The organism is Pseudorhodoferax soli (assembly GCF_003337555.1).
Taxonomy (GTDB): Bacteria; Pseudomonadota; Gammaproteobacteria; order Burkholderiales; family Burkholderiaceae_C; genus Pseudorhodoferax; species Pseudorhodoferax soli.
This window is the reverse complement of sequence record NZ_QPJK01000002.1, coordinates 42280-68476: the sequence shown is the minus strand read 5'-3', so window position 1 is coordinate 68476 and position 26197 is coordinate 42280. Positions and strand designations below refer to the sequence as shown.

At 70.3% G+C, this 26197-nt stretch carries 23 protein-coding genes; 15 read left to right on the top strand and 8 right to left on the bottom strand.

Features of this window, described 5'->3' with window-relative positions; genetic code table 11:
• Positions 1-12: 12 nt before the first annotated feature.
• Positions 13-1626 carry an ABC transporter substrate-binding protein gene (locus DES41_RS06915; protein WP_170168114.1) on the bottom strand — a complete coding sequence of 538 codons (1614 nt, stop codon included), beginning with the start codon at positions 1624-1626 and terminating at the stop codon, positions 13-15.
• A gap of 390 nt (positions 1627-2016) precedes the next feature.
• Here DES41_RS06915 and DES41_RS06910 point away from each other — a divergent pair, with 390 nt between their 5' ends.
• From DES41_RS06910 to DES41_RS06900, 3 genes are read left to right on the top strand one after another with little or no spacing between them, the layout of a single operon-like run.
• Positions 2017-2898, top strand: coding sequence for a MetQ/NlpA family ABC transporter substrate-binding protein (locus DES41_RS06910; RefSeq protein ID WP_114466924.1), 882 nt, complete (start codon positions 2017-2019; stop codon positions 2896-2898).
• Between the two features lie 4 nt (positions 2899-2902).
• Positions 2903-4030, top strand: a complete 1128-nt coding sequence (locus DES41_RS06905) for a methionine ABC transporter ATP-binding protein (RefSeq protein ID WP_114466923.1) — start codon at positions 2903-2905, stop codon at positions 4028-4030.
• Positions 4020-4667, top strand: coding sequence for a methionine ABC transporter permease (locus tag DES41_RS06900; RefSeq protein WP_114466922.1), 648 nt, complete (start codon positions 4020-4022; stop codon positions 4665-4667). Before DES41_RS06905 ends, DES41_RS06900 begins: the two co-directional genes overlap by 11 nt.
• Before the next feature lie 183 nt (positions 4668-4850).
• Here DES41_RS06900 and DES41_RS06895 read toward each other — a convergent pair whose 3' ends face one another.
• On the bottom strand, positions 4851-5123 hold the full coding sequence (locus tag DES41_RS06895) for an SWIB/MDM2 domain-containing protein (RefSeq protein ID WP_245965605.1): 273 nt from the start codon (positions 5121-5123) through the stop codon (positions 4851-4853).
• Positions 5124-5259: 136 nt separating this feature from the next.
• On the bottom strand, positions 5260-6861 hold the full coding sequence (locus tag DES41_RS06890; RefSeq protein ID WP_114466920.1) for an AMP-binding protein: 1602 nt from the start codon (positions 6859-6861) through the stop codon (positions 5260-5262).
• Between the two features lie 164 nt (positions 6862-7025).
• Here DES41_RS06890 and DES41_RS06885 point away from each other — a divergent pair, with 164 nt between their 5' ends.
• Positions 7026-7790, top strand: coding sequence for a crotonase/enoyl-CoA hydratase family protein (locus DES41_RS06885; RefSeq protein ID WP_114466919.1), 765 nt, complete (start codon positions 7026-7028; stop codon positions 7788-7790).
• An 8-nt stretch (positions 7791-7798) separates the two neighbouring features.
• Here DES41_RS06885 and nikR read toward each other — a convergent pair whose 3' ends face one another.
• Positions 7799-8287 carry a nickel-responsive transcriptional regulator NikR gene (gene nikR, locus DES41_RS06880; RefSeq protein WP_114466918.1) on the bottom strand — a complete coding sequence of 163 codons (489 nt, stop codon included), beginning with the start codon at positions 8285-8287 and terminating at the stop codon, positions 7799-7801.
• A gap of 214 nt (positions 8288-8501) precedes the next feature.
• On the opposite strand from nikR, the gene phbB reads away from it, so the two are divergent.
• Together phbB and DES41_RS06870 are read left to right on the top strand one after the other, a co-directional pair.
• Positions 8502-9239, top strand: a complete 738-nt coding sequence (gene phbB / locus DES41_RS06875; protein WP_114466917.1) for an acetoacetyl-CoA reductase — start codon at positions 8502-8504, stop codon at positions 9237-9239.
• A gap of 134 nt (positions 9240-9373) precedes the next feature.
• Positions 9374-11074 (top strand): cation:proton antiporter domain-containing protein, encoded by a 1701-nt coding sequence (locus DES41_RS06870; protein WP_114466916.1) that lies wholly within the window; start codon positions 9374-9376, stop codon positions 11072-11074.
• Positions 11075-11080: 6 nt separating this feature from the next.
• Here DES41_RS06870 and DES41_RS06865 read toward each other — a convergent pair whose 3' ends face one another.
• The gene (locus DES41_RS06865; RefSeq protein WP_114466915.1) at positions 11081-12364 is read right to left on the bottom strand and encodes a cytochrome c; all 1284 of its coding nucleotides are present in this window, start codon (positions 12362-12364) and stop codon (positions 11081-11083) included.
• Positions 12361-13092, bottom strand: coding sequence for a c-type cytochrome (locus DES41_RS06860; protein WP_425466342.1), 732 nt, complete (start codon positions 13090-13092; stop codon positions 12361-12363). Before DES41_RS06860 ends, DES41_RS06865 begins: the two co-directional genes overlap by 4 nt.
• 162 nt (positions 13093-13254) lie before the next feature.
• On the opposite strand from DES41_RS06860, the gene DES41_RS06855 reads away from it, so the two are divergent.
• From DES41_RS06855 to DES41_RS06845, 3 genes are read left to right on the top strand one after another with little or no spacing between them, the layout of a single operon-like run.
• On the top strand, positions 13255-14439 hold the full coding sequence (locus DES41_RS06855) for an acyl-CoA dehydrogenase family protein (RefSeq protein WP_114466914.1): 1185 nt from the start codon (positions 13255-13257) through the stop codon (positions 14437-14439).
• 1 nt (position 14440) lies between these two features.
• Positions 14441-15595 (top strand): acyl-CoA dehydrogenase family protein, encoded by a 1155-nt coding sequence (locus DES41_RS06850; RefSeq protein WP_114466913.1) that lies wholly within the window; start codon positions 14441-14443, stop codon positions 15593-15595.
• Positions 15592-17100 carry an acetyl-CoA acetyltransferase gene (locus tag DES41_RS06845; RefSeq protein WP_114466912.1) on the top strand — a complete coding sequence of 503 codons (1509 nt, stop codon included), beginning with the start codon at positions 15592-15594 and terminating at the stop codon, positions 17098-17100. The genes DES41_RS06850 and DES41_RS06845 overlap by 4 nt, the downstream gene beginning before the upstream one ends.
• Before the next feature lie 37 nt (positions 17101-17137).
• On the opposite strand, the gene DES41_RS06840 is transcribed toward DES41_RS06845, so the two are convergent.
• Positions 17138-17758 carry a LysE family transporter gene (locus DES41_RS06840; RefSeq protein ID WP_114466911.1) on the bottom strand — a complete coding sequence of 207 codons (621 nt, stop codon included), beginning with the start codon at positions 17756-17758 and terminating at the stop codon, positions 17138-17140.
• 121 nt (positions 17759-17879) lie between these two features.
• Here DES41_RS06840 and DES41_RS06835 point away from each other — a divergent pair, with 121 nt between their 5' ends.
• On the top strand, positions 17880-18356 hold the full coding sequence (locus tag DES41_RS06835; RefSeq protein ID WP_114466910.1) for an Lrp/AsnC family transcriptional regulator: 477 nt from the start codon (positions 17880-17882) through the stop codon (positions 18354-18356).
• Between the two features lie 23 nt (positions 18357-18379).
• Here DES41_RS06835 and DES41_RS06830 read toward each other — a convergent pair whose 3' ends face one another.
• Positions 18380-19018 carry a CDP-alcohol phosphatidyltransferase family protein gene (locus tag DES41_RS06830; RefSeq protein WP_114466909.1) on the bottom strand — a complete coding sequence of 213 codons (639 nt, stop codon included), beginning with the start codon at positions 19016-19018 and terminating at the stop codon, positions 18380-18382.
• A 158-nt stretch (positions 19019-19176) separates the two neighbouring features.
• Here DES41_RS06830 and ligD point away from each other — a divergent pair, with 158 nt between their 5' ends.
• The 5 genes from ligD to DES41_RS06805 all read left to right on the top strand — a co-directional run bounded on the left by ligD (position 19177) and on the right by DES41_RS06805 (position 26185).
• Positions 19177-21672 (top strand): DNA ligase D, encoded by a 2496-nt coding sequence (ligD, locus tag DES41_RS06825; protein WP_114466908.1) that lies wholly within the window; start codon positions 19177-19179, stop codon positions 21670-21672.
• A gap of 2 nt (positions 21673-21674) precedes the next feature.
• The gene (gene ku, locus DES41_RS06820) at positions 21675-22535 is read left to right on the top strand and encodes a non-homologous end joining protein Ku (protein ID WP_114466907.1); all 861 of its coding nucleotides are present in this window, start codon (positions 21675-21677) and stop codon (positions 22533-22535) included.
• An 87-nt stretch (positions 22536-22622) separates the two neighbouring features.
• Positions 22623-23525: a hypothetical protein gene (locus DES41_RS06815; protein ID WP_245965604.1), complete on the top strand. Its 903-nt coding sequence runs from the start codon at positions 22623-22625 to the stop codon at positions 23523-23525.
• Between the two features lie 187 nt (positions 23526-23712).
• Positions 23713-25833 (top strand): glycogen debranching protein GlgX, encoded by a 2121-nt coding sequence (gene glgX, locus DES41_RS06810; RefSeq protein WP_114466905.1) that lies wholly within the window; start codon positions 23713-23715, stop codon positions 25831-25833.
• A gap of 127 nt (positions 25834-25960) precedes the next feature.
• Complete coding sequence (locus tag DES41_RS06805) at positions 25961-26185, top strand: hypothetical protein (protein ID WP_114466904.1); 225 nt, start codon at positions 25961-25963, stop codon at positions 26183-26185.
• Positions 26186-26197: the final 12 nt, after the last annotated feature.

The window sequence follows — 26197 nt, the reverse complement described above, 5'->3', positions numbered from 1 at the left end:
GGAAGTCTTTCTTCATTTCGGGGAGAGCCAGGCGTCGGCGAGGGAGGCGTAGAGGCCGTCGCCCTGGGCGGTGGTCTTGTGCACGCGGGTGCTCGAGACGGTGATCCAGTCGATCTCGACCAGGTCGAGGATCGGCACCTCTTCCTGCACGAAGGCCTGCCATTGGTCGATCAGCGCACGGCGCCTGGCCGGATCGCCCTCGACGGCGGCGGCCTCCATGAGCTGGTCGAGCTCGGGATTGGCGTAGCCCGAGCCATTGCTCCAGGGCACGCCCTTCACGATGTTCTTGCTCCAGTACCAGCGCTGCACGCCCAGCGTGGGATCGGGCAGGTTGTGCAAGCTGGTCAGGAACAGGTCGAAGTCGGCATCACCGAACACGCGCTTCAGGTACACGCCGGCGTCGGACACGCGCAGCTCCACCTCGATGCCCACGCGCGCGAGGTTCTGCTTGATGAATTCGGCCGTGCGCGTGGCCTCCAGCGAGCCGGTGCCGTAGTCCAGCGTGAGCTTGAAGCGCGGCTCCTTGCCCTGGCGCTTGAAGCCGGCAGCGTCGAGCAAAGCCTCGGCCTGCTTGGGGTCGTGCTGGTACTGCCGGCCCTTGGCGCTGAAGAAGGCCGGCACGGTGGACGGAATCGGGCTCTGCGCCACGCGGCCGTAGCCGCGGAACACCACGCGCAGCAGCGCATCGCGGTCCAGCGCGTACATGAGCGCCTGGCGCACGCGCTTGTCGGCCAGCTGCGGCTTGCGCGTGTTCACCTGCACCAGCTGGATCGACGCCAGGTAGTTGCCGTCCGTGGTATTGATGCGGAACTTCTTCTTGTCGGCGAACTGCGGCAGGTTGGAGACCGGGATGTTGGAGGCCAGCGCCACCTGCACCTCGTCGCCCGCCAGCGCCACCGCGCGGGCCGCGGCCTCGGGGATGAACCTGAAGACCACGCCGTCCAGGTAGGGCTGGTTCGGGCGCCAGTAGTTCGGGTTGCGCTCCAGCGCGATGTGGCTGCCGCGCACCCATTCCTTGAAGCGGAACGGGCCGGTGCCGATCGGGGCGTTGTTGGCAGGGTTCTTGAGCAGGTCCGTGCCCTCGTACACGTGCTTGGGCACGACCTGCGCGCCATACACGTTCAGGAAGGCCAGCAGGTAAGGCGTGGGCCGCGAGAAGCGCAGCACCGCGGTATGCGCGTCGAGCGTGTCCACGGCAGTGACCGAGGCATAGGCCAGCCGCCCGCCCGGGTGGAACTTCTGCCAGACGCTCTGCAGCGAGAACGCCACGTCTGCCGACGTGAAGTCGCGCCCGTCGTGCCACTTCACGCCGCGCCGCAGGTTGAGCGTGAGCGACAGGCCATCGGGCGCGAAGGCCCAGGACTGCGCCAGCTCGGGCTGGGGCTGCAGCTTGTCGTCGAACCACACCAAGCCCTCACTGATCTTGCCCGCGACCATGGTGGTCTGCATCGTCGTGAGGAAGGCGGCCGAGATGGTCTGGGGCTCGGGCGCCAGCGAGATCACCAGCGTGCCGCCGCGCTGCGGTGTGGCATCGGTCTGGGCGAACACAGCCTGGCTGCCGAACGGCCAGGCGGCGAGGGCGATGCCGCCTTGCAACAGGCGGCGGCGGGTGGGAGGAAGGCGCATGGAAGGAAGGTGCAGGGTGCGGTCCGGTCGGCCGGCGACTGTGCCAGCCGATCCGCCGGATCCGAAGGAAGGAAAGCGCATGTCGATATGCGCGGCGGCATCGCGTCCAGCCGGCCGCGGCTTGCGCGGCAGGCCGATGCTGCCGTCACGGCACCGATGGCGACCTTGTCGAACAGGGATGCTGGTACCCGCCACGGCCATGCACCAGGCCACCGATCCGGCGCATGCGCCCGAGGTGCGGCACCACTCGAAGCGCTTGTACGGCGCGCCGACCGACATCCCCGGGATGGCAAGCCCGAAAAGCGCATAAGCAAGCGCCGATCCGTTCGCAACGAAAAGCTCGGGCTCTTCTAGATTCGCCGATCTCTATGTGTTGAACAGGACCTATCCATGCCGCTCGCCCAAGCGCCCCAGATTTCCCCAGCCCAGCCGAATCCGCCCAGCCGCCTGCGCCGTTGGCTGGGCGCCGTCGGTGCCATCGTGCTGATGGGCCTGGCGGCCGCACCCGTGGTCGCCCAGGACAAGCCGCTCAAGGTGGCCACCGCCACCAGCCCGGCCACGCGCGGCCTGGAGATCGCGGCCCAGCTGGCCAAGGCCCAGGGCCTGGACGTGGAGATCATCGAGTTCAGCGATTGGCGCACGCCGAACTCGGCGGTCGCCACCGGCGAGGTCGACGTCAACCACTTCCAGCACCGGCCCTTCCTCGAACAATCCAACAAGGCTGGCGGCTACAAGCTGGTGCCGGTTGGCAAGGGGTACACCACCACGGTCGGCCTGTACTCCAAGAAGATCACGGCGCTGGCCGACCTGCGCAACGGCGCCAAGGTGGCGATCGCGCAGGACCCGATCAACACGGCGCGCTCGCTGCTGACCTTGCAGGAGGCCGGGCTGATCAAGCTGCGCAACGGTGGTTCGTCGACCTCGGACATCGGCGACGTGGTGGAGAACGCGCGCAAGCTGCAGATCGTGCAGATCGACGGCCCGGCCATCGCCCGCTCCTTCGACGACCTGGACGCCGCCGTGACCTACGCCACCTTCGTGAAGATCGCCAAGCTCGACGTCAACAAACCGGTCTACCGCGAGAAGGACAACTCGGCCTACGACTTCGTCTGGGCCGCCAAGCCGGAGCGCGCCAACGATGCCCGCATCCAGAAGTTCATCGCCATCTACCAGAACAGCGCGGAGGTCAAGGCGGCCGTCAGGCAGGCCTTCGACGGCCTGGTGGAGTTTCCCTGGGAGCAGGGGTACGCACGCACCGCCTCGGCAAAGTGACGCGATGACGGATCTTTCCGAACAGCGGCGTCTGCAGGCCGCCGACGTGGCGCCGCCGACAGCCCAGCGCGTGGTCTTCGAGCGGCTGGGCAAGGCTTACCGGAGTGGCGCGGCCACCTTGCAGGCGTTGCAGGACGTGGACTTCGGCATCGCCCCGGGCGAGGTGTTCGGCATCATCGGGCGCAGCGGCGCGGGCAAGTCCACGCTGCTGCGCGTGATCAACCGGCTGGAGGCGCCGAGCAGCGGGCGCGTGCTGGTCAATGGCACGGATGTCGCCACGCTGGACGAACCCGCGCTGCGGCACCTGCGTCGGCGCATCGGCATGATCTTCCAGCACTTCAACCTGCTGTCGGCCAAGACGGTCTGGGAGAACGTGGCGCTGCCGCTGCGCGTGGCCGGTGTGCCCGCCGCGGCCATCGAACGGCGCGTCGGCTTCCTGCTCGACCTGGTGGGCCTCTCGGCCAAGCGCGACGTGTACCCGGCCAAGCTTTCGGGCGGGCAGAAGCAACGCGTGGGCATCGCGCGCGCGCTCGTGCACGAGCCCGACATCCTGCTGTGCGACGAGGCCACCTCGGCGCTGGACCCCGAGACCACGCAGTCGATCCTCGCACTGCTGCAGGACATCAACCGGCGGCTGGGCCTCACGGTGGTGCTGATCACACACGAGATGGCCGTGGTCCGGGAGATCTGCGACCGCGTGGCCGTGCTCGAGAAGGGCCGCGTGGTCGAGCTCGGTGCGGTGTGGAGCGTGTTCGGCGCGCCACAGGTGGAGGCCACGCGCGCGCTGCTGCGTCCGCTGGTGCACGAGCTGCCGGCCGAGCTGGCGCAGGGCCTGCTGCCGCTGGCGTCCGGTGCCCGGCTCGACCCGGGCTGGACGCTGCTGCTGGAGCTGCGGCTGACCGGCGCGCAGGCGCGCGAGTGCGAGCTCGGCACGCTGGCCCGGGTGCTGGGCGGCAAGGTGGAACTGCTGCACGGCGGCATCGACCGCATCCAGGGCCGGCCACAGGGTCGGCTGGTGGTCTCGGCGCGCACCGCGCTGGCCGATGCCGATGCGCTGTTGGCGGCGCTGCAGGCCAGTGCCGACGGCGTGGCCATCCTCGGCCGCCGCACAGGAGAGTCCCATGCTGCTTGACATGTTCATCAACGCCTTCTGGCAGACCATCGTGATGGTGGGCGTGTCGGCGGGAATCGCCTTCGCCGTGGGCGTGCCGATGGCCGTGGTGCTGACCACCACGGCGCCGGGCGGCATCTGCGAGAAGACGGGGCTCAACCGCGTGCTGGGCACCACGGTGAACGTCCTGCGCTCGGCGCCCTTCATCATCTTGCTGGTGGCGCTGATCCCCTTCACGCGCTTCGTGGTCGGCACCTCCATCGGCCTGTGGGCGGCCGTGGTGCCCTTGACCATCGCATCGATCCCGTTCTTCGCGCGCGTGGCCGAGGTCAGCCTGCGCGAGGTCGACCGCGGCCTCGTGGAGGCTGCGCAGGCCATGGGCTGCAGCCGCTGGGACATCGTGCGCCACGTGCTGGTGCCCGAGGCGCTGCCCGGCATCGTCGCGGGCTTCACGCTCACGCTGGTGACGATGATCGGTTCGTCGGCCATGGCCGGGGCCGTGGGCGCGGGCGGGCTGGGCGACCTGGCGATCCGCTACGGTTACCAGCGTTTCGACACCACCGTGATGCTGCAGGTGATCGTGGTGCTGATCGCGCTCGTGGGCACGGTGCAGTGGACGGGCGACCGGCTCGCGCGCCGCTTCAACAAAAGACGCTGAGGTGCTTGCTGGCGCCAAAAGCAAGAAGCCTTGCAAGTCATGACGTGCAAGGCTTCTGGCTGGCGGCGTCGATCGGCGCACCGCCGGAGAAGAGGGGGCGCTGTCGTCCGGCTCTCGCGGCACGCACGCCACGCAGGGTGCGGTGCCTGCGCGACCGGATCTGCGCGCGAAGCAGGAACGGGCTCAGGTCGTAGCCAGATGCTTGCCGACGAGGCCCGTCATTTCGAACATCGTCACCTCGTCCTTGCCCATCACCGCCTTCAGCGCGTCATCGCACAGGATGTTGCGTTTGTTTGCGGGATTTTGCAGGTTGTGGGCCTTGATGTAGTCCCACAGCTTCTTGGTGGCCTCTGTGCGGGCGAGCGGCTCGGCACCCACGACGCGGGCCAGTGCAGCGCTGGGGCGCAGGGGCTTGTTGAAGGCGGTCTGTTTCTTGGGGGTGGTGGCTTCGGTCATCATTGATTCCTTCGAAAAAGGGCGCGAGCATAGCCGGAAAGGGCGCCGCACCTGCCCGGCAGGCGTTCGCCGCGGTCGGCGAGTCCGCTGCGCACGGCCAGCACGCGGAGCCGGGGGCCGGCGGCTTGCGCCGCGTTCAGTGCGCGTGGGGCCGCAGCATGAAACCCGCTTCGGGCTGGTCGCGGTAGCGCTCCTTGAGCACGCGGCGCAGCAGCTTGCCATTGTCCATGCGCGGCAACGCGGCATCGAACACCACGGAGCGCGGCAGCTTGGTGCGCGCCAGCCGGCCCTGCAGGTAGTCGAGCAGGGCCTCGGCGCGGGCGGCGTCGGCGCTGAGGCCGGGGCGCAGGCGCACGACGGCCTTGGGCACTTCGCCGAAGTCGGGATCGGGCACGCCGACCACGCCCACATCGTCCACATCCGGATGCGGCGCCAGCGCGTCCTCGATCTCCTTGGGATAGACGTTGACACCGCCCGAGAGGATGAGGTCGGCACGCCGGTCGCTCAGGAACAGGTAGCCGTCGGCGTCCAGGTGGCCGATGTCGCCGTAGGTGGCCCAGCCCTGCGCGTTGTACAGGCCGCGCGTCTTGTCCGCGTCGTTGAGGTAGCTGGCGCCCGCCATGCCCGAGAAGTAGATCGCGCCGATCTCGCCGGCGGGCAGCTCGGCGCCGTCATCGCCGACGATGTGCACGCCGCAGCCGAGCGCCTTGCCGACCGTGCCCGGCCGCGCCCGCCATTCCTGCGGCCCCGCGACGGTGATGCCCACGCCCTCGGAGCCGGCGTAGTACTCGTGGATCACATCGCCCCACCAGTCCAGCATGGCGCGCTTGATCTCCACGGGGCAGGGCGCGGCCGCGTGGATGGCCACGCGCAGCGACGACAGGTCATGGCGCGCGCGCACCTCCTCCGGCAGCCGCAGCAGGCGGCCGAACATGGTCGGCACCCATTGGCTGTGGCTCACGCGGTGGCGTTCGATCAGCGCCAGCGCCTGTGCCGCGTCGAACCTGGGCATGACGACGGCCGTGCCGCCCAGGCCGATCACGCGCAGCGTGTAGCGCAGCGGTGCCGCGTGGTACAGCGGCGCGGGCGAGAGGTAGACCGTGTCGGCACCGAAGCCGTAGAGCTGGCGCCAGCTGTCGATGTCGGGCGGCACCTGGCCCATCGGCAGGCGTGGCGCCAGCGCGCGCTTGACGCCCTTGGGCCTGCCCGTGGTGCCCGAGGAGTACAGCAGATCGCGGCCCTGCGGGCGCTGCGAAAGTTCCTCCCAGATGGCCGCCAGCCGCTGCGCGGGAACGCTGGCCAGTGCCTCCTCGTAGCCCGACCAGCCCGCGCGCTGTCCGTCCAGCAGCACCAGCGTCAGACCGGGCGGCAGCTGCAGGCCGGCGCCCGGCCCCTCCAGCATCTTCTGCGACGCCACGAACACGCGGGCACCGCAGTCGCGCAGCAGGTAGTCGATCTCGCTCGGCGACAGCTGCGTTCCGATGGGCGTGTGGTACAGGCCTGCGCGTTCGGCACCCAGCGCCAGCTCGACGAGTTCGGCGCGGTTCTCCAGCAGCATCGCGATGCCGTCGCCGGGCGCGAGGCCCAGATCGGCGAGCCAGCCGGCGACGCGCGCGGCGCGCAGCGCGAGCGTTCCGTGCGTCACGGTGTGGCCGCTGCCTCCGTCGATGAAGGCCGGCTTGTCGGCCGCGACGCCGCCCGGCAATGGGGGCAGCCATCCGGGAAGCGGAGGTGTCATTGGGATGTGGTGGAAGGCTTGGGAAATTTCATGATCCCGTGCCGTCCCGGCGCCACGGACCCGTGATTACCCCGAGCCTGTCGCACAGGCAACAGGCCGGCGGCGCAAAGCTTCCAACACTCGCGCATCGCGACGTCGCGGACCCTCTTCGAAAGGACGACCCCATGGCAGACAGCCTGCAAACCGAAGTACACGGCAACGTGCTCGTGATGACCATGCACCGGCCCGAGGCGCGCAACGCCATGGACCGTGCCACCTCCGAGGCGCTGGCCGCCGCGCTCGACGAACTCGATGCGCGTGACGACCTGCGGCTGGGCATCGTCACGGGCGCCGGCGGCACCTTCTGCTCCGGCATGGACCTCAAGGGCTTCCTGCGCGGCGAGCGGCCCAGTGTGGAAGGTCGCGGCTTTGCCGGCCTCACCGAGCGGCCGCCGCGCAAGGTGTTGATCGCCGCGGTGGAAGGCTATGCGCTGGCCGGCGGCTTCGAGATGGTGCTGGCCTGCGACCTCGTCGTGGCCTCGCGGGCCGCCAAGTTCGGCCTGCCCGAAGCCAAGCGCGGCCTCGTGGCGTCCGCCGGCGGACTCATCCGCCTGCCGCGGCGCATTCCGTACCACGTGGCCATGGAGTTCGCGCTGACGGGCGACATGCTGGATGCCGAACGCGCCCACGCGCTGGGCCTGGTGAACCGCCTGGCCGAGCCGGGCCAGGCGTTGGCTGGCGCGCTGCAACTGGCCGAGAGCGTGGCCGCCAACGGCCCCCTGGCCGTGGCAACGAGCAAGCGCATCGTCAGCGAGTCGGCTGACTGGAGCCAGGCCGAGATGTTCGAGCGCCAGAAGCCCATCGCGGCCCCGGTGTTCACCTCGTCCGATGCCCGCGAAGGCTCGGCCGCATTCGCGGAGAAGCGCAAGCCGAACTGGACCGGCCGCTGATCAGCTGATCAGCTGAGCGGCTTGAGGTGCTGGTGCCGCGCCAGCCCCTGGCCATGCGTGTGGCCATGGTCCGGCGCCGCCAGCGGCACCAGATGCATGGCGCCGTGCCGCACGCCACGCAGTGCCACCAGCCGCTCGGCACAGGCCTGCACTGCGCCGAGCGGGCCGCGCAACACCGCCGTCTCCAGGCAGTCTTCATGGTCCAGGTGCGTGTGCAGGCTGCTGACCACGAGGTCGTGGTGCGCGTGCTGCAGGTCCAGCACGCGCCGGGCCACCGTCTGGTCATGGTGGTCGTAGACATAGCTGACCGTGGCCACGCACCATGGGTGCACGGGCGTGAAGGCCGCGCTGGGCGGAGCCGCGAGCGAGGCATCGCCCAGCCGTGAACGGATCAGGTCGCGCACGGCCTCCGAGCGGTTCTCGTAGCCCTTGGCCGCGATCAATTCATCGAACTGACGGGCGAGCGCATCGTCCAGCGAGATGGTGAAGCGTTGCATGCGCGAGAGTGTGCCGCATCGGCGTGGCAAGGCTTCGGCCACCCGCCGCTCGTCCGCTGTCCTTGTGCACCGCGGCAGTGCATGCACAGGCGTGACAGTCATCAAAGCAAGTGACAAACGCATACCACCTTCAGTGTTTTCCTGGGGCGGGGCGGTTTTCATCTTGGGTACAGTTCTTGATAGGTTGTTTGAACCTACTACGGAGATTTTTGACATGACACAGAAGATCGCTTACGTCACCGGCGGCATGGGCGGCATCGGTACCGCCATCTGCCGGCGCCTGCACAAGGAAGGCTTCAAAGTGATCGCTGGCTGTGGCCCCACGCGCGACCACGCCAAGTGGATCGCCGAGCAGGCGGCCGAGGGCTACACCTTCTACGCTTCGGCAGGCAACGTAGGCAATTGGGAGTCCACGGTCGAAGCCTTCACCAAGTCCAAGGCCGAGCATGGAACCATCGACGTGCTGGTCAATAACGCGGGCATCACCAAGGACCGCATGTTCCTCAAGATGACGCGCGACGACTGGGACGCCGTGATCGAGACCAACCTGAACTCCATGTTCAACGTCACCAAGCAGGTGGTGGGCGACATGGTCGAGAAGGGCTGGGGCCGCATCGTCAACATCTCCTCCGTCAACGGCGAGAAGGGCCAGGCCGGCCAGACCAACTACTCGGCTGCCAAGGCCGGCATGCACGGCTTCACGATGGCGCTGGCCCAGGAGCTGGCCAACAAGGGCGTGACCGTCAACACCGTGAGCCCGGGCTACATCGGCACCGACATGGTCAAGGCCATCCGCCAGGACGTGCTCGACAAGATCGTCGCCACCATCCCCGTCAAGCGCCTGGGCCAGCCCGAAGAGATCGCCTCCATCATCGCGTGGCTGGCGTCCGACGAAGGCGGCTACTCCACCGGGGCCGATTTCTCCGTCAACGGCGGCCTGCACATGGGCTGACGCGCCGCATCTGCCTTTCCACGATGAACCCGCTTCGGCGGGTTTTTTCGTTTCAGGGACGGGCGCCTGGCAGGCCTACGGTAAATTGCCCGCAGAACGCCAAGCCACGCACCCACCCCGAAAGACCCACCCCCATGCCGCACAGCGTCTCCCTGATCAGCACGATCGCCGTCGGTCTGGGCCTGGCACTGGTGTTCGGCTTCCTGGCGGCCAGCGTGCGGCTGCCGGCGCTGGTGGGCTACTTGCTGGCCGGCGTGGTGATCGGGCCGTTCACGCCCGGCTTCGTGGCCGATGCCGAGATCGCCGCACAGCTGGCCGAGATCGGCGTGATGCTGCTGATGTTCGGCGTGGGCCTGCACTTCTCGCTCGACGACCTGCTGGCCGTGCGCAAGATCGCGTTGCCGGGCGCCGTGGTGCAGATGGCCGTGGCCACGGCGCTGGGCATGGCCCTGGCCACGCTGTGGGGCTGGAACCTGGGCGGCGCGCTGGTGTTCGGCCTGTCCCTGTCGGTGGCGAGCACGGTGGTGCTGCTGCGGGCGCTGGAGAGCCGCGGTGTGCTCGATTCGTTCAACGGCCGCATCGCGGTGGGTTGGCTGGTCGTCGAAGACCTGGCCATGGTGCTCGTGCTGGTGCTGCTGCCGCCGCTGGGCAGCTGGCTGGCCGGTGGCCAGGTGGCCGACGCCAATGCGCTGTGGAAGACGCTGGGCCTCACGCTGCTGCAGGTCGGCGGCTTCGTCGCGCTGATGCTGATCGTCGGCCGCCGCCTGTTCCCCTGGCTGCTCTGGCAGGTGCAGCGCACGGGCTCGCGCGAACTGTTCACGCTGTGCGTGGTGGCCGCGGCCGTCAGCATCGCGTTCGGCTCCACCGCGCTGTTCGGCGTGTCCTTCGCTCTGGGCGCCTTCTTCGCGGGCATGGTCATGCGCGAGTCCGAGTTCAGCCACCGCGCGGCCGAGGAATCGCTGCCGCTGCGCGACGCCTTCGCCGTCCTGTTCTTCGTGTCGGTCGGCATGCTGTTCGACCCCATGGTGCTGGTGCAGCGGCCGCTGCAGGTGATCGCCGTGGTCGGCATCGTCGTGGTCGGCAAGTCGATCGCCGCGGCGGCGCTGGTGCTGGCGTTCCGCTACCCCCTCAACACCGCGCTGACGGTCTCTGCCAGCCTCGCGCAGATCGGCGAGTTCTCGTTCATCCTGGTGGGGCTGGGCGCCTCGCTGGGGTTGCTGCCGCCCGAGGGTCAGAGCCTGGTGCTGGCCGGCGCGCTGATCTCCATCGCGCTGAACCCGGCGGCCTTCTATTTCGCCGAGCCCATGCAGCGCTGGATCCTCGCGCGCTCGGCCGTGGCCCGGCGCATGGAGGCGCGCGACGACCCCATGGCCGAACTGCCCACGCACACCGAGCAGAAGTACCTGGCCCAGCAGGTCGTGCTGGTCGGCTACGGCCGCGTGGGCCGGCGCATCGCGGCCACCATGCAGGCCCACCACATCCCCTTCGTCGTGGCCGAGCAGAACCGCGAGACGGTGGAGCGGCTGCGCGGCGAGGGCATGGCCGCGGTGTTCGGCGATGCCTCCGAGCCGGCCACGCTGATCCAGGCCCACATCGCACGCGCGCGCATGCTGGTCATCGCCACGCCCGATTCGCTCAACGTGCGCCAAATGATCGCCGTGGCGCGCGCACTGAACCCAGAGATCGAGATCGCCGTGCGCACGCACAACGAGACCGAGGCGCGGCTGCTCAACGAGGAGCAGGCCGGCCGCGTGTTCCTGGGCGAGCAGGAGCTGGCGCAGTCGATGGCGCGCCATGTGGTGGAGCGCACCACGGTCGGCGCGTCCGCCCACTGAAGCGGTTCAGCGCTGCGTGCTAGCGCGCAGCCGGCTCACATCGAACTCGCTGACGGATGCGGCCTGGTTGCCCCAGGCGCCGCGCACATAGGTCAGCACAGCCGCGATCTCGCGGTCGTTCAGGCTCAGGACGAAGGGCGGCATGCCGTAGGGCCGCGGGTTGCCTGCCGTGGCCGGTGTGAAGCCGCCATGCAGCACCACCTGCACGAGGTTGGCCGTGGAGGCCATGGTCACGGCCCGGTTGCCGGCCAGGGGCGGATAGGCCAGGCCCGCGCCTTCGCCGCGCTCGCCGTGGCATTGGGCGCAATGCTGCTCGTAGCGCTGGCGGCCCAGCGTGGCGGTTTCCGCGCTCGGTGCCGCGCGCGCGGGCGGTGGCGGGGCCGGCTGCTGCGGCAGCGCCTGCAGGTAGACCGCCATGGCCGTGAGATCCTCGGTCGTCAGATGCTGGGTGCTGCGCAGCACCACCTCGGCCATGGGGCCGGCGGCCCAGCCGCGTGGCGCCACGCCGTTCTGCAGCAGCGCCACGACCTCGTCCACGGGCCAGTCGGCCACGCTGGCCTCGCTCGCGGCGGTCAGCGCGGGCGCATACCAGTTCTGCATCGGGATCAGGCCGCCCGACAGCGGCAGCCGCTCGTCGCTGGCGCCCCAGGCGTTGCGCGTCGTGTGGCAGGCCGCGCAATGGCCCAGGCCGCGCACGAGGTAGGCGCCGCGGTTCCATTCGGCCGTCTGCGCGGGCTCGGGCTGGTAAACGCCCGGCCGGAAGTACAGCGCACGCCAGACCGCCAGCGCGGCCTGCTGGTTGTAGGGGAAGCGCAGCTCGTGGGCGATGTTGGGCTGCGCCACGGCCGGCTGGCTGCGCAGGAAGGCGAACAGCGCGTCCGCGTCGGCGCGCGTGACCTCGGTGAAGCTCGTGTACGGGAAGGCCGGCACCAGCAGGCGCCCGTCGCGCGAGCGGCCATGGTGCATGGCGCGCCAGAAGGCGGCGGCGCTCCACTGGCCCAGGCCGTGGGTGGGGTCCGGCGTGAGGTTGCTGCCGTAGACCGTGCCGAAGGGCGTGGGGATGGGCGTGCCGCCCGCGAACGGCTCGCCGCCGCGCGCCGTGTGGCAGGCCGCGCAGTTGCCGGCCTTGGCGAGGTAGGCGCCGCGTGCGATCAGCTCGGGCGTGGCCGGCACCGCAGGCTCGGCGATGGAGAGGTCCGGCTCGCCGCGCACGTTGAGCCACCAGACCAGCGCGCTGGCGGCGGCCAACAGCAGCGCCAGCGCGGCGAGCAGCTGCGACAGGCGCTTCATCGTGCACCCCCGAGTTCCGGCGCGCTGCCGCAGGCAAGGGTGTTGCCGGCGGGCGGCTGGGCCACGGCCTTGGCCTCGGCCGGCACGGGCTGGGCCGCGAGCCAGCCGGAGACGGCGGCCACGTCGGCATCGGGCAGGCGTTGCGCCACGTGGGCCATGCAGTCGGGCGCATGCGCGCGGCGCTGGCCCGTCTTCCAGGCGCCGAGCTGGCCGTTGAGGTAGTCGCGCGGCAGGCCCAGCAGGCCCGGCACGTTGGGCGCCACGCCGGTCATGGCCGCGCCATGGCACTGCACGCAGGCCGGCAGGCCGCGCGCGGCATCGCCGTGCTGCACGAGCTGGCGGCCACGTTCGATCAGCGCGGGCGGGGCTGTGGCGGGAGCGGGCGCGGGGTAGGGCAGCTCCAGCGCCGCGAAGTAGCCAGCGATCTCGCGCAGGTAGTCGTCGCTGAGCCGGTCCACCATCTGCGTCATGAGGCCGTAGTGGCGCCGGCCGTCGCGGAAATTGAGCAGCTGGTGGTAGAGGTAGCCGGCCGGCTTGCCGGCGATGCGCGGGTAGTAGCCGTCGGGCCCGGCGCGGCCGGCGGGGCCGTGGCAGACCGCGCAGGCCACCATGCGCTGGGCCATGGTGTCCTGCACGGTGGGCGGCGCGGCCTCGGCCGCAGTGGCCAGCAGCGTGAAGGCGAGGAGCAGGGCTGGGCGCAAGGCGCGCGTGGCGGGTCTGGAGTTCACGGCGGTCGATGATGCACCAAGCCGAAGGCGCAAGACAGCATCAGTTCGCCCGGGCCGGACCGGATCAGATGTCCCCCGGGTGACGCCGTCGTCCGTTCCGACGATTCGCCTGTGGCCACGCGCGCGCACAGTGCGGGCCTTGCAACCGAAGGGAGATTTACCGTGTCCGGGGCACTGAACGACGAAGAACTGCGTTTTCGCGACGAGGTGCGCGACTTCCTCGCGCGCGAGCTGACACCCGAGCTGCGGCAGGCCGGCAGGCGCTGCAGCGGCATCTTCACCGAATACCACGACGGCAACCGCTGGCACCGCATCCTCGCCCGGCGCGGCTGGAGCGTGCCGCACTGGCCCGTCGAGCATGGCGGCACCGGCTGGACGCCGGTGCAGCACCACATCTTCGCCAGCGAACTGGCCGCGGCCGACGCGCCGCCGCGTGCACCCATGGGGCCAGGCATGGTGGCGCCCGTCATCATCGCGTTCGGCACCCCCGAGCAGCAGCAGCGCTGGCTGCCCGCCATCCGCAACGGCGACGATTACTGGTGCCAGGGCTACTCGGAGCCCGGCGCCGGCTCGGACCTGGCCGCGCTGCAGTGCCGTGCCGTGCGCGAGGGCGACGACTACGTGATCAACGGCACCAAGATCTGGACCACGCACGCGCAGTACGCCGACCGCATGTTCTGCCTCGTGCGCACGGCCACCGGCGGCAAGCCGCAGGCCGGCATCAGCTTCCTGTGCTTCGACATGGACACGCCCGGCATCACGGTGCGGCCCATCATCAGCATCTCGGGCGACCACGAACTGAACCAGGTGTTCTTCGACAACGTGCGCGTGCCTGTGGCCGGCCGCATCGGCGAGGAGAACCAGGGCTGGACCATCGCCAAGTACCTGCTGCAGCACGAGCGCGGGGGCAGCTATGCGCCGCAGCTGCGCGCGCGCCTGCGGCGCCAGCGCCGCGCCTTGGCGCAGGCGAACCTGCGGGGCGCCGAAGCCGGCGACCTGGCGCTCAAGCTGGCCGACCTGGAATGCGCGGTCGACGCGATGGAGGCCATGGACATGGCGGCCCTGCGCGCGCAGGTGCGCGGCGAGCCGCGTGGCATCCGGCCGTCCATGGGCAAGACCCTGGGCACCGAACTGCGCCAGCGCCTGGACGAGCTGGCCGTGGAGATCGCCGGCCAGTACGCCGCCGTGGGCCTGCCGCTGGACGACCGCCTGGACGGCCCGCTGCCACTTCCCGAGGACGCCGTCTACGCGATGTCGGCCTACCTCAACGACCGTGCCGCGACCATCTACGCCGGCACCAACGAAGTCCAGCGCAACCTGATCGCAGCCCATCTCCTGGCGAATTGATATGGCACACGAAGACACCCTGGCCATGCTGCAGGACAGCCTGGCCCGCTACCTGGAGGACCGCCACGGCTTCGAAGCGCGCCTGGCCGCGCTGCGCGCGGCCGACACCGCGCCGCCGCCGTTCTGGCCCGGCCTTGCGCGAGAACTCGACCTGCTGCGCGCCGCGCTGCCGGAAGACCAGGGCGGGCTCGGCCTGGGCCTGGCCGCGCACCTGGCCATCATGGAAACGCTGGGCGCTTCGCTCGCGGCCCAGCCCTACCTTTCGACCATGGTGCTCGGCGCCGGCCTGCTGCAGCGCCGCCCCGGCGCCGCCGCCGACGCGCTGCTGGAGCAGGTGGTCGGGGGCCGCGCCGTGCTGGCGTTCGCGCACGGCGAGCCAGAGGGCCGCCACAGCCGCAGCTGGGTACAGACGCGGCTCGCGCGCGCCGGTGAAGGCTGGCGCCTGGACGGTCGCAAGGCCGTCGTCCACGCTGCGCCCTGGGCCAGCCACTTCATCGTGAGCGCGCGCAGCGAAGGCGCGCCGGACGCGGCGCAGGGCCTGTCGCTGCTGCTGGTGCCGCGCGATACGCCGGGCCTCGCCCTGCGCGCCTACCCGCTGCGCGATGGCGACCGTGCGGCCGAACTGGCTTTCGACGATGTGCGCCTGCCGCCCTCGGCGCTGCTGGGCGAAGCCGGGGCGGCGCTGCCGCAGATCGAACAGGCGCTGGACGAGGCCACGCTTGCCGTCTGCGCCGAATCGCTGGGCGTGCTGCGCCGGCTGCTGCGCGACACGCTGGACTACGTGCGCCAGCGCAAGCAGTTCGGTGCCACGCTCTCCAGCTTCCAGGTGGTGCAGCACCGGCTGGCCGACATGCACATGGCGCTCGAGCAGGCCATCGCGCTCACGCACCAGGTCGGCGAACGGCTGGCGGCCGGCGGTGTCACGCCGGCCGAGCGCGCGCGCGCCGTGTCCTCCGCCAAGGTGGCCGCGTCCAAGGCCTGCAAGGCCGTGGGCCAGGGGGCGGTGCAGCTGCACGGCGGCATGGGCATGACCGAAGAGCTGGCCGTGGGCCACTACATGCGGCGTGCCACGCTGATCGAGGGCCTGTTCGGCCCCGTGTCCTGGCACCTGCGCCGTGTCGCCGATCTTGCCGACCTGGCCGAGGACGCTGCATGACGGTGGTGCCCGGCGACCGTACCCCCATCCTGGTCGGCATCGGCGAGGCCGTCCACCGCAGCAAGGAGCCGCCCGGCCTGGAGCCGCTGGCCCTCATGGAGCAATCGCTGCGCGCAGCCGAGCAGGACGCCGGCGCGCCGCTGCTGGCGGGGCTGGACGCGCTCGACGTCGTCTGCGAGTACTCCTGGCCCTACAGCGACGCGCCCGGCCTGCTGGCCGCGCGGCTGGGCTGCCGCCCGGCCCACCTGGTCTACGGCGAGACCGGCGGCGAGTCGCCCGTGCGCTTCATCCACGAGGCCGCACTGCGCATCGCGCGCGGCGAGAGCGAGGTGGCGGCCATCGTCGGCGCCGAGGCGCGTTACACCGTGGACGCCGCGGCCAAGGCGGGCCTGGCCCTGCCCTGGACGCCGCGCGACGACAGCGTCAAGCTCGTGCGCGGCACCGTGCTGTGCCATCCCGTGGCGGTGCAGCTGGGCGCCTTCATGCCCACCACGATCTACCCGTTCTACGAGAACGCCACGCTCGCGCACTGGGGACTCACGCCACGCGAGGCGCACGCAGAGTCCGCCCGGCTGTGGGCGCGTTACTCCGAGGTGGCTGCCGACAACCCGTACGCCTGGCTGCACCGGCGCTTCACGCCCGAAGAAGTGGCCACGCCCAGCCCCACCAACCGGCTGATCGCCTGGCCCTACACCAAGCACATGGTGGCCAACCCGGTCGTCAACATGGGCGCGGGCGTGATCCTGACGAGCGTGGGCCGGGCGCGGGCGCTCGGCATCCCGCCGGCGCGCTGGGTCCACATCTGGGGCGGCGCGGCCGCACGCGAGCCGCGCGACTACCTGCAGCGCGACCACTATGTCGGCTCGCACGCGCAAGACCTGGTCATGGAGACCGTGCTGGCGCAGGCCGGTGGCGACGCCGCGGCCTTCGACATGCTGGAGCTGTACAGCTGCTTTCCGGTCGTGCCCAAGATGGCGCGGCGCACATTGGGCCTGGCCGGCGATGCGCGCATGACATCCACGGGCGGCCTGAGCTTCTTCGGCGCGCCGCTCAACAACTACATGACCCATGCGGCCTGCGGCCTGGTGCGCGCGCTGCGGGCCGCGCCCGGCAAGGCCGCACTGCTGTACGGCCAGGGCGAATACGTGACCAAGCACCATGCGCTGGTGCTGGGCGCCGACCCCGCACCGCCCGGCGCGCTGGCCGAGGACTACAGCGTGCAGGCCCGGGCCGACGCGCGGCGTGGCCCGGTGCCAGCGCTGGTGCTGGACCATGCCGGCGCGGCGCAGCTGGAAACCTTCACGGTGATCTATGGCCGCGACGGCCAGCCCACGCACGGCGTGGTGATCGCGCGCACACCGGCCGGCGCGCGCCTGATGGCACGCGTGCCGGCAGACGACGCTGCCGCACTGGCGCTGCTGACCGATGCCGACCGCAGCCCCGTCGGCCGCGCCGGGCGCACCGCCGTGGGTGAGGACGGGCTGCTGGTATGGGCGTTCGCGTGATGGCCCGGCCAGCTTTTGCCGGCCGCGGATCGACGGCTCAGCGAACGCCCCCGGCGAGCCTGGCGCCCAACGCGATCAGCGCCACGCCCGCGAGTCGGGTCGCGGTCCTTCTGGCACCGGCAAAGGCAGCCAGGCGCACGGCGAGCAGGTTGCCCACCAGCACCAGCGCCGCCTGGTAGGCCAGGCTGAGCACGGTGACGTGCAACATCATCACGGGCAGCGTCGCCGCGGATGCCCCCGGTTGGATGAACAGCGGAAAGAACGCGACGAAGAACAGCAGCACCTTGGGGTTGGTCAGGCTGACCAGCAGCGCCTTGCGGAAATGGGCTGCCACGGGTTGCGCGGGTGCGGGCCGGGCCTGCGCGCCACCGGCCGGGCTGCGCAGGAGCTGCACGCCCAGCCAGCACAGGTAGGCCGCGCCGAACCACTGCAAGCCCTGGAACACGGCTGGCTGCGCCTGCATGAGGGCTGCCAGGCCCAAGGCCGCGCCCACCATGAAGACCAGGTCGCCCAGCAGCGTGCCGAGGACCGCGGCCATGCCCGCAGCACGCCCCTGGCGCGCCGTGGCGTCGAGGATGGCGATGGTGCCCGCGCCAGGCACCGCCTGGAACACGAGGATGGCAGTGACAAAGCTGGTGTAGTTCTGGATGTCGAGCATGGGGCAGGTGCGCTGGGGTCGGGTCGGTCCGGCAATCATCCAGCGCAGGCCCGCGCCCGCACAGTGCTTTCTTCTGGCCGCGCCACGGTTTGGCAATGCATTCTTCTGGTGAAATCCCGAAATGGCATCGATCGACAAGACGGCATTGGATGAAGTGGCCTGGCGCCTGTTGCGTGCATTGCAGGCCGACGCGCGCGCGCCGCTGAAGGCGCTGGCCGAGGCCGCGGGGCTCTCGGTGGCCGCCACGGCGGAGCGCCTCAAGCGCTTGCAGGACGCGGGCATCGCCCAGCGCTTCGTGGCCGAGGTGGATGCGGCGAAGGTGGGCTACCCGGTCAAGGCGATCGTGGGCATCACCACCGCCCAGCCCGGCAAGAAGGCGCTGCTGGAGCGGCTGGGCCGTGCGCCCGAGGTGATCGAATGCCACCACGTCGCCGGCGCGGACTCCTACCTGATGACGGTCGTGGCCACCGGCCTGGCCGACCTGGAGCGCTTCATCGGCACCATCAACGGCTACGGTGAGACGCGCACGTCCATCGTGTTCTCAACGCCCATCGAGCGCCGTGGCCTGGTGCCACCCGGCGCGGCCCGGCGCTCCTGAGCGCAGCCGAGTCTCTGCGCAGCTCACCATTTGGGGATGCGCAAGGTCTTGCTGACCATCAGCGTGCCCGACAGCGCGAACAACAAGGCCATGGGATGCAGCTCCCATGGGCCCAACACCCAGGCGCCGCCGTAAAGCGCCTCGCCGATGCGGCCCTGCCAGGCTGCGAAGGCCAGCACGCCCGTCAAGACTACGCTGGTGGGAATCGGCGTGCCTTCGAAGAACTTGACCTTGCCACCCTCGTCGCCTTCGGCCAGCGCCTCGGCGGTCACGTTGAAGCGGGCCAGCCGGCTCACGCCGCAGCAGACGAAGTAGACCAGCATGGCGATGTCCCAACCCCCCGTGAGGCCCGCCGCGAAACCGAGCGTGGCCGGTCCCACACCGAACGAGATGACGTCAGCCAGCGAGTCGAGCTCGCGCCCCAGGGCGGAATGCTGCTGGCGCCAGCGCGCGATGCGGCCGTCGAGCACGTCGAACACGAACGCGATCGGCGTCATGAGCGCCGCCAGCAGAAAGTGCGTGGTGTCGCGCGTCACGAGGAACTGCATGGCCAGGAACACCGAGGCCATGCCGAAGGCCGCGTTGCCCAGCGTGAAGAAGTCCGCGAGGTGAAAGCCGCGCAGCATCGAGAAGTGGCGTGGGGGTCGGGGCAGGGCACTCATGAGGGGATTCTCCTGGACGCTTGAGCTTGCGCGCCATTGTGCGTGCCGGCTGTGGGGCAAGCGTGCCATCGCCTGTAGGCGAACGGCGGTGGCTGACAGGGCTTGGCGCTGCGCGATGACAGCCGCCCGCCACGCTCTGGCGGCAAGCTGGACCGACCATGGCCCATCCATCTGCCCTCGCCACCTACCAGGCCAAGCGCGACTTCGGCCGCACCTCCGAGCCGCGCAGCGGCGGCAAGCGCTCGCCTGCGGGCCAGCCCAGCTTCGTCGTGCAAAAGCACTGGGCCAGCAGCCTGCACTATGACTTCCGGCTCGAGATCGACGGCACGATGAAGAGCTGGGCCGTGCCCAAGGGCCCCAGTTTCGATCCGCACGACAAGCGGCTCGCCGTGCAGGTGGAGGACCACCCGATCTCCTATTCCAGCTTCGAGGGCGAGATCCCCGAAGGGCAGTACGGCGCCGGCAAGGTCATCGTCTGGGACAAGGGCCACTGGGCGCCCGTCGGCGACCCGGCAGCCGGATGGCGCAAGGGCAACCTCAAGTTCGAACTGCACGGCCACAAGCTCCAGGGGCGCTGGGCGCTCGTGCGCATGCACGGCAAGGGCAAGGACCGCCAGCCGCCCTGGCTGCTCGTCAAGGAGAAGGATGCCTTCGAGCGGCCGGCCGCGGAGTTCAGTGTGGTCGACGAGATGCCCGACAGCGTCATGGGCCTGCAGGCGCCCGCGGTCCAGGAGACGGCGCAGCCGCCACAGGCCACGCTGCCGGCCACGCTGGCACCCCAACTCGCCACGCTGGCCAGCCAGCCCCCTGCCGATCCGGCCGACTGGGTCTACGAGATCAAGTTCGACGGCTACCGCCTGCTCGCACGCGTCGAAGGGCGTGGAAAGAAGCAGCAGGTGCAGCTGTTCACGCGCAACGGCAACGACTGGACACACAAGCTCAAGGCCTTGCATGCCGAGTTGCTGCGCCTGGACCTGCCCGAAGGCTGGTACGACGGCGAAATCGTCGTGATGGACCACAACGGCCTGCCGGACTTCGGCGCGCTGCAGCAGGCCTTCGATGCCTCCAAGACCCAGACCATCGTCTATTACCTGTTCGATGTGCCCTACTGCGGCGGCCACGACCTGCGCGAGCAGCCCCTGCAGGCGCGCCGCGCGCTGCTGGCCTCGCTGCTGGAGGGCAAGGACTCGGACCTGGTGTTCTATTCCGCCACCTTCGATGCGCCGCCCGGCCAGGTGGTCGGCACCGCCTGCAAGCTGGGCCTGGAAGGCGTGATCGCCAAGCGCAAGGATGCGCCCTATGTCTCTCGCCGCAGCGACAGCTGGCTCAAGCTCAAGTGCAGCCAGCGCCAGGAGTTCGTGGTCGTGGGCACGACCGACCCGCAAGGCACGCGCGCGGGCTTCGGCGCGCTGCTGCTGGGCGTGCACGACAAGGCGGGGCGCCTGGTCTACGCCGGCAAGGTCGGCACGGGCTTCGACCAGGCCACGCTCAAGAAGCTCGCGGGCCAGCTGGCCGCGCTGGCCACGCCGCGCAGCCCGCTGGCCGACACGGCGGGCGTGGAGGGCAAGCCGCATTGGGTGAAACCGCAACTGGTGGCCGAGGTCACGTTCGGCGAATGGACGCGCGGCGGCCGCATCCGCCATGCGGTGTTCCACGGCCTGCGCGCCGACAAGCCGGCCAAGACCATCGTGCGCGAGCGCGCCGCACCGCCACCGAAGGCCAAGCCGGCAGCCAAGGCGGCGGACGAGAGCACGGCGCACGCGCTGTCCACGCGCCTCAAGGTCACACACCCCGAGCGTGTGATCGACCCCTCCAGCGGCATCACCAAACTGGACCTGGTGCGCTACTACGCGCTGGTCGGCGATCTGATGCTGGACCAGCTGAAGGGCAACCGGCCGGTGGCGCTGGTGCGTGCGCCGGCCGGCATGGGCAAGCAACTGTTCTTCCAGAAGCATGCCGAGACCGAAAAGCTGCCGGGCATCCGCCAGCTCGACCCTGGCCTCGACCCCGGGCACGCGTCGCTGCTGGCCCTGGCCAGCCCGCGCGGGCTGCTGTCGGCGGCGCAGTGGAACGTGGTGGAGTTCCATTCGATGAACGCACTGGCGGCGTCGTTCGACAAGCCGGACCGCCTGGTGTTCGACCTCGACCCCGGCGAGGGCGTGCGCTGGCGCCAGATGCAGGAGGCGGCCGAACTCGTGCACGCCTTTCTGGAGCAGCTGGGCCTGCCGGCCTTCCTCAAGACCAGCGGCGGCAAGGGCCTGCACGTGGTCGTGCCGATCAAGCGCCTGCACAGCTGGGCCAGCGCCAAGGGCTTTGCGCAGGCCATCGTGCAGCACCTCGCGCGCACCATCCCCGACCGCTTCGTGGCCAAGAGCGGGCCGCGCAACCGCGTCGGCCGGATCTTCGTGGACTACCTGCGCAACAGCCAGGGCGCCACCACGGTCTGCGCCTGGTCGGCGCGCGCACGGCCCGGCATGGGCATCTCGGTGCCGCTGGCCTGGGACGAGCTGTCCACGCTGAAGAGCAGCGACCAGTGGAACGTGCGCAACGTGCACGGGCGGCTGGACATCGGCAACGCGCCCTGGCAGGGCTATGCGCGCGCCGCCCGGTCGCTCAAGACGGCCATGAAGACCATCGGCTTCGAGGAGGGCTAGACATGCTGCGGGCCATCTGGAAAGGCGCCATCAGCTTCGGTCTGGTGCACGTGCCCGTGGGCCTGTACCCGGCCTCGCGCGAGACCGGCATCGACTTCGACTGGCTGGACAGGCGCTCGATGGACCCCGTGGGCTACAAGCGCGTGAACAAGCGCACCGGCCGCGAGATCGCCAAGGAGCACATCGTCAAAGGCATCCGGCAGGAAGACGGTGACTACGTGGTGCTGTCCGACGAGCAGATCAAGGACGCCTACCCCCAGTCCACGCAGACGATCGCCATCGAAGCCTTCGTCACGGCCGCCGAGATCCCCTTCGTGCTGCTCGAGCGGCCCTACTACCTGGAGCCCCTGGGCAGGGGCGACAAGGTCTACGCGCTGCTGCGCGAGGCCATGGTGGGTGCCGGTGTGATCGGCATCGCGCGTGTGGTCCTGCACAGCAAGGAGCACCTCGCGGTGCTCGTGCCCACGGGGCCGGCGCTCATGCTCAACACCATCCGCTGGGCCGACGAAATCCGGCCGCAGGACGAGCTCAAGCTGCCCGCCGCGGGCAAGGGCGTGCTCAAGCCGGCCGAACTCAAGATGGCGTCGCAGCTGATCGCCGAGATGACCGTGCCGTGGCAACCCGCCGACTACACCGACCATTTCTCCGAGGCGATCCACGCGCTGGTGCAGCGCAAGGTGGCGGCGGGCGAAACGCAGCAGGTCACGCCGCTGGAGTCGGCACCGCAAAGCACGCGCGACTCCAATGTGGTGGACCTCACCGAACTGCTGGCCCAGAGCCTGGCGGGGCGCAGGCCGCCCGGCGGCAAGGGCCGGCCAGGGGGTGGCAAGAGCGGCCGGCCGGCGGCCCGCAATCGGGCCTGATTTCCTACAAGCGGCGGCTTTGCCGTCCGACGAACCCCCTTCAGGGCGCTGCGAACAATGGCGCGGTCGCAACAACAGGAGAACCCGGTGGCAGCTTCCCTTCCCTTGGCATCGGCCCGGCTCGAGACCGCCGTCGATGCGCCGGCCAGCGCCGTCTCCTGGGGCGCCATCGTCGCTGGCGGCGCCGCCGCGGCGGCGCTCTCCCTGATCCTGCTGATCCTTGGCGCAGGCCTGGGCCTGACCTCGCTGTCGCCCTATGGCGGCAAAGGCGCAAGCGCCATGGCACTGGGCTTCTCGGCCGTCGTCTGGGTCATGGTCACGCAGGCCCTGGCCTCGGGCATGGGCGGTTATCTGGCCGGCCGTCTGCGCACGCGCTGGGCCGGTGTGCAGGGCGACGAGGTCTTCTTCCGCGACACGGCCCACGGCTTCCTGGCCTGGGCCGTGGCCACGCTGGCCACGGCCGCCTTGCTCACCACAGCCATCGGTAGCGTGGTGGGTGGCGCCGTGAAGGTGGGCGCCACGGTCGCCGGTGGGGCTGCCACGGCTGCCGTGGCCGGGGCCACGCAGGGCGAGGGCGCGAGCGAAGGCCCGGCCGCCTACTTCATCGACAGCATGTTCCGCCGCCCGGCCAGCCCGGCGCAGGCCGGCCAGGTCGCGCCGGCCGAGGCCGTGCCCGCGGCCGAGGTGGCCCGCATCCTGGGCCAGGCGGGCCAGGACAAGCCGCTTGCGCCCGAGGACCAGCGCTACCTGGGCCAGCTCGTGGCCGAGCGCACGGGGATCCCACAGCCGGAGGCCGAGCAGCGCGTGGCCGACACCGTGGCCCGCATGCAGGCCAAGGCCCGGGAAGCCGAGGCCGCAGCGCGCGAGGCCGCCGAGAAGGCGCGCAAGGCCGGCATCACGGCCACGCTGTGGCTGTTCGTGTCCATGCTGCTGGGCGCCTTCTGCGCAAGCCTGGCAGCCACCTGGGGCGGCCGCGAACGCGACGCCTGATCCGCCAGATTCTTCGATCACCCTTCCTTCCTCTGGAGACCTCCCATGCGCTCTTTGCTGCTGTTCTTCCTCGGTGTGCCGATCCCCATCATCATCCTGATCGCATTGATCTTCCGTTGATCCCTTTGGGCCACCGGCCCTCGACCGTCCCGCGCCGCGGCCCGGCGCTTGCTTGCGACAAGAAACCATGACAGACACTTGCGATCCGGGCCGGCCCTGGCCCATGGGCATGCACCTGCGCGATGGTGGTGCGAATTTCGCGCTCTATTCGAGTGCGGCCGAATCGGTCGAGCTGTGCCTGTTCGATGCCGAAGGGCGCGAAGAGCAGCGGCGCATCCGGCTGCCGGCGCGCACCGAGGACATCTGGCACGGCTTCGTGCCCGGTGTCGAGCCGGGCACGCGCTACGGCGTGCGCGTGCACGGCCCCTTCGATCCCGGCAACGGCCAGCGCTGCAATCCGGCCAAGCTGCTGCTGGACCCCTACACCCGCGCCATCGACCGGCCGCTGCGCGGCGATGCCGTGACCTTCGGCTATCCGCTGGGCCACGAGGAGCAGGATCTCGCGCGCGACGACACCGACAGCGCGGCCGTGGCGGCCAGGTCGGTCGTGATCGCGCCCGATTTCGACTGGCAAGGCGACCAGCCCCCGGCCATCCCCATGGCCGACTCGGTCTTCTACGAAGTCAACGTGCGGGGCTTTACCAAGAACATGCCCGGCGTGCCCGAGGAGTTGCGCGGCACCTTTGCGGGCCTGGCCAACCAGGCTGCCATCGACTACCTGAAGCGCCTGGGCGTCACGGCCGTGCAGTTGCTGCCCGTGCAGGCCTTCAACGACGAAGGCCGGCTCGTGGATGCCGGGCTGGCCAACTACTGGGGCTACAACACCATCGGTTTCTTCGCCCCCGAACCGCGCTACTGCTTCAAGGGCACGGACGGCGGCGTGGCCGAGTTCCGCGGCATGGTGAAGGCGCTGCACCAGGCCGGCATCGAGGTGATCCTGGATGTGGTCTACAACCACACCTGCGAGGGCAACCACCTGGGCCCGACCATGTGCTTCAAGGGCATCGACAACGCCGCCTACTACCGGCTGACCGAAGACCGCCGCTACTACAACGACTTCAGCGGCACCGGCAACACGCTGGACGTGAGCAACCCGCCGGTGCTGCGCATGGTGATGGACAGCCTGCGCTACTGGGTCGAAGAGATGCATGTGGACGGCTTTCGCTTCGACCTGGCCCCGGCCATCTCGCGCGATGAGGCTGGCGCCTTCGACCACCGCACGCCGTTCCTATCGGCGGTGGCGCAGGACCCGGTGCTGCGCCGCGTGAAGATGATCGCCGAGCCCTGGGACCTGGGCGACTACGGCTACCAGGTTGGCGGCTTTCCGGTCGGCTGGTCGGAATGGAACGGCAGCTACCGCGACGAGGTGCGCGACTTCTGGCGCAACGCCGACGACAGCCTGCCCACCTTCGCTTCGCGCCTGTGCGGCACGCCCGAGATCTTCGCGCCATCGCGCCGGCCGCCCTCGGCCAGCGTCAACATCGTGACGGTGCATGACGGCTTCACGCTGCGCGACCTGGTCAGCTACAACGAGAAGCACAACGAGGCCAACGGCGAGGACAACCGCGACGGCGAGAGCCACAACCGCAGCTGGAACTGCGGCGCCGAAGGCCCGACCGACAACCCCGAGGTGCTGGCGCTGCGCGCGCGCCAGCAGCGCAACCTGCTGGCCACACTGTTCATGTCGCGCGGCGTGCCGCTGCTGCTGGGCGGCGACGAGATCGGCCGGACGCAGCAGGGCAACAACAACGCCTACTGCCAGGACAGCCCGATCTCCTGGTTCGACTGGAGCGATGGCGTGCGCGACGACGCGTTGTTCGCCTTCACGGCCAAGCTGATCCGGCTGCGCAAGGAGCTGGCCGTGCTGCGCAGCCCGCACTGGCCCGTGGGCGACGGTGAGCATCCCGACGCCACCTGGTACAGCGTCTGGGGCCTGCCGATGACGGAGGACGAGTGGCAGCATCCGCGTGCGCGCTGCCTGCAGCTGGTGTTCGACGGCGCGGCCGACCATGCCAAGGGCCGTGCCGATGCGCCGGGCCCCTCGGTGCTGCTGCTGTTCAACGGCGCGCCCGAGTCGCACCTGTTCACGGTGCCCCCCGAGACGCGCTTCGGCCAGGCCTGGCAGCTGCGCATCGCGACCGACCGCGCGCAGCTGCCGGCACGGCGTGCGCGGCGTGTCGCGCCGGGCGCCAAGCTGCGGCTGAAGGCGCACGCGATGATGGTGTTGACGCAGGGTCCGGCGGCGTAGGCGCTTTTCCTACCGTGGCTTGCGCCACGCACCGATCCGTGGCGTGCGGGGCGGACTTTAGGCTGGAGCCAACCCGTCATCGTGACGGTTGTTCCGTGTCCCCATCGTCCGATCCGGAGAATGGTCCATGACGCATGCGAAACGCAGCGTGCTTGCGCTGCTGAACCAACGCACCACCGAAGGCTTCTACGCCGCACTCGTGCTGGCCTGCCTGGCGTTCGCCGGGATGCTGCTGGCGCCGGGCGACCACATGGAGCAGTTGCTGGCCCTCGCCTGGCTGTTCATGCTGTCTGCCATCGCGTTCCTGGTCGGCAAACTCGGCCTGGAGCTGGTGCTCGAAACCGGCCAGTGAACGGCCTGGCAG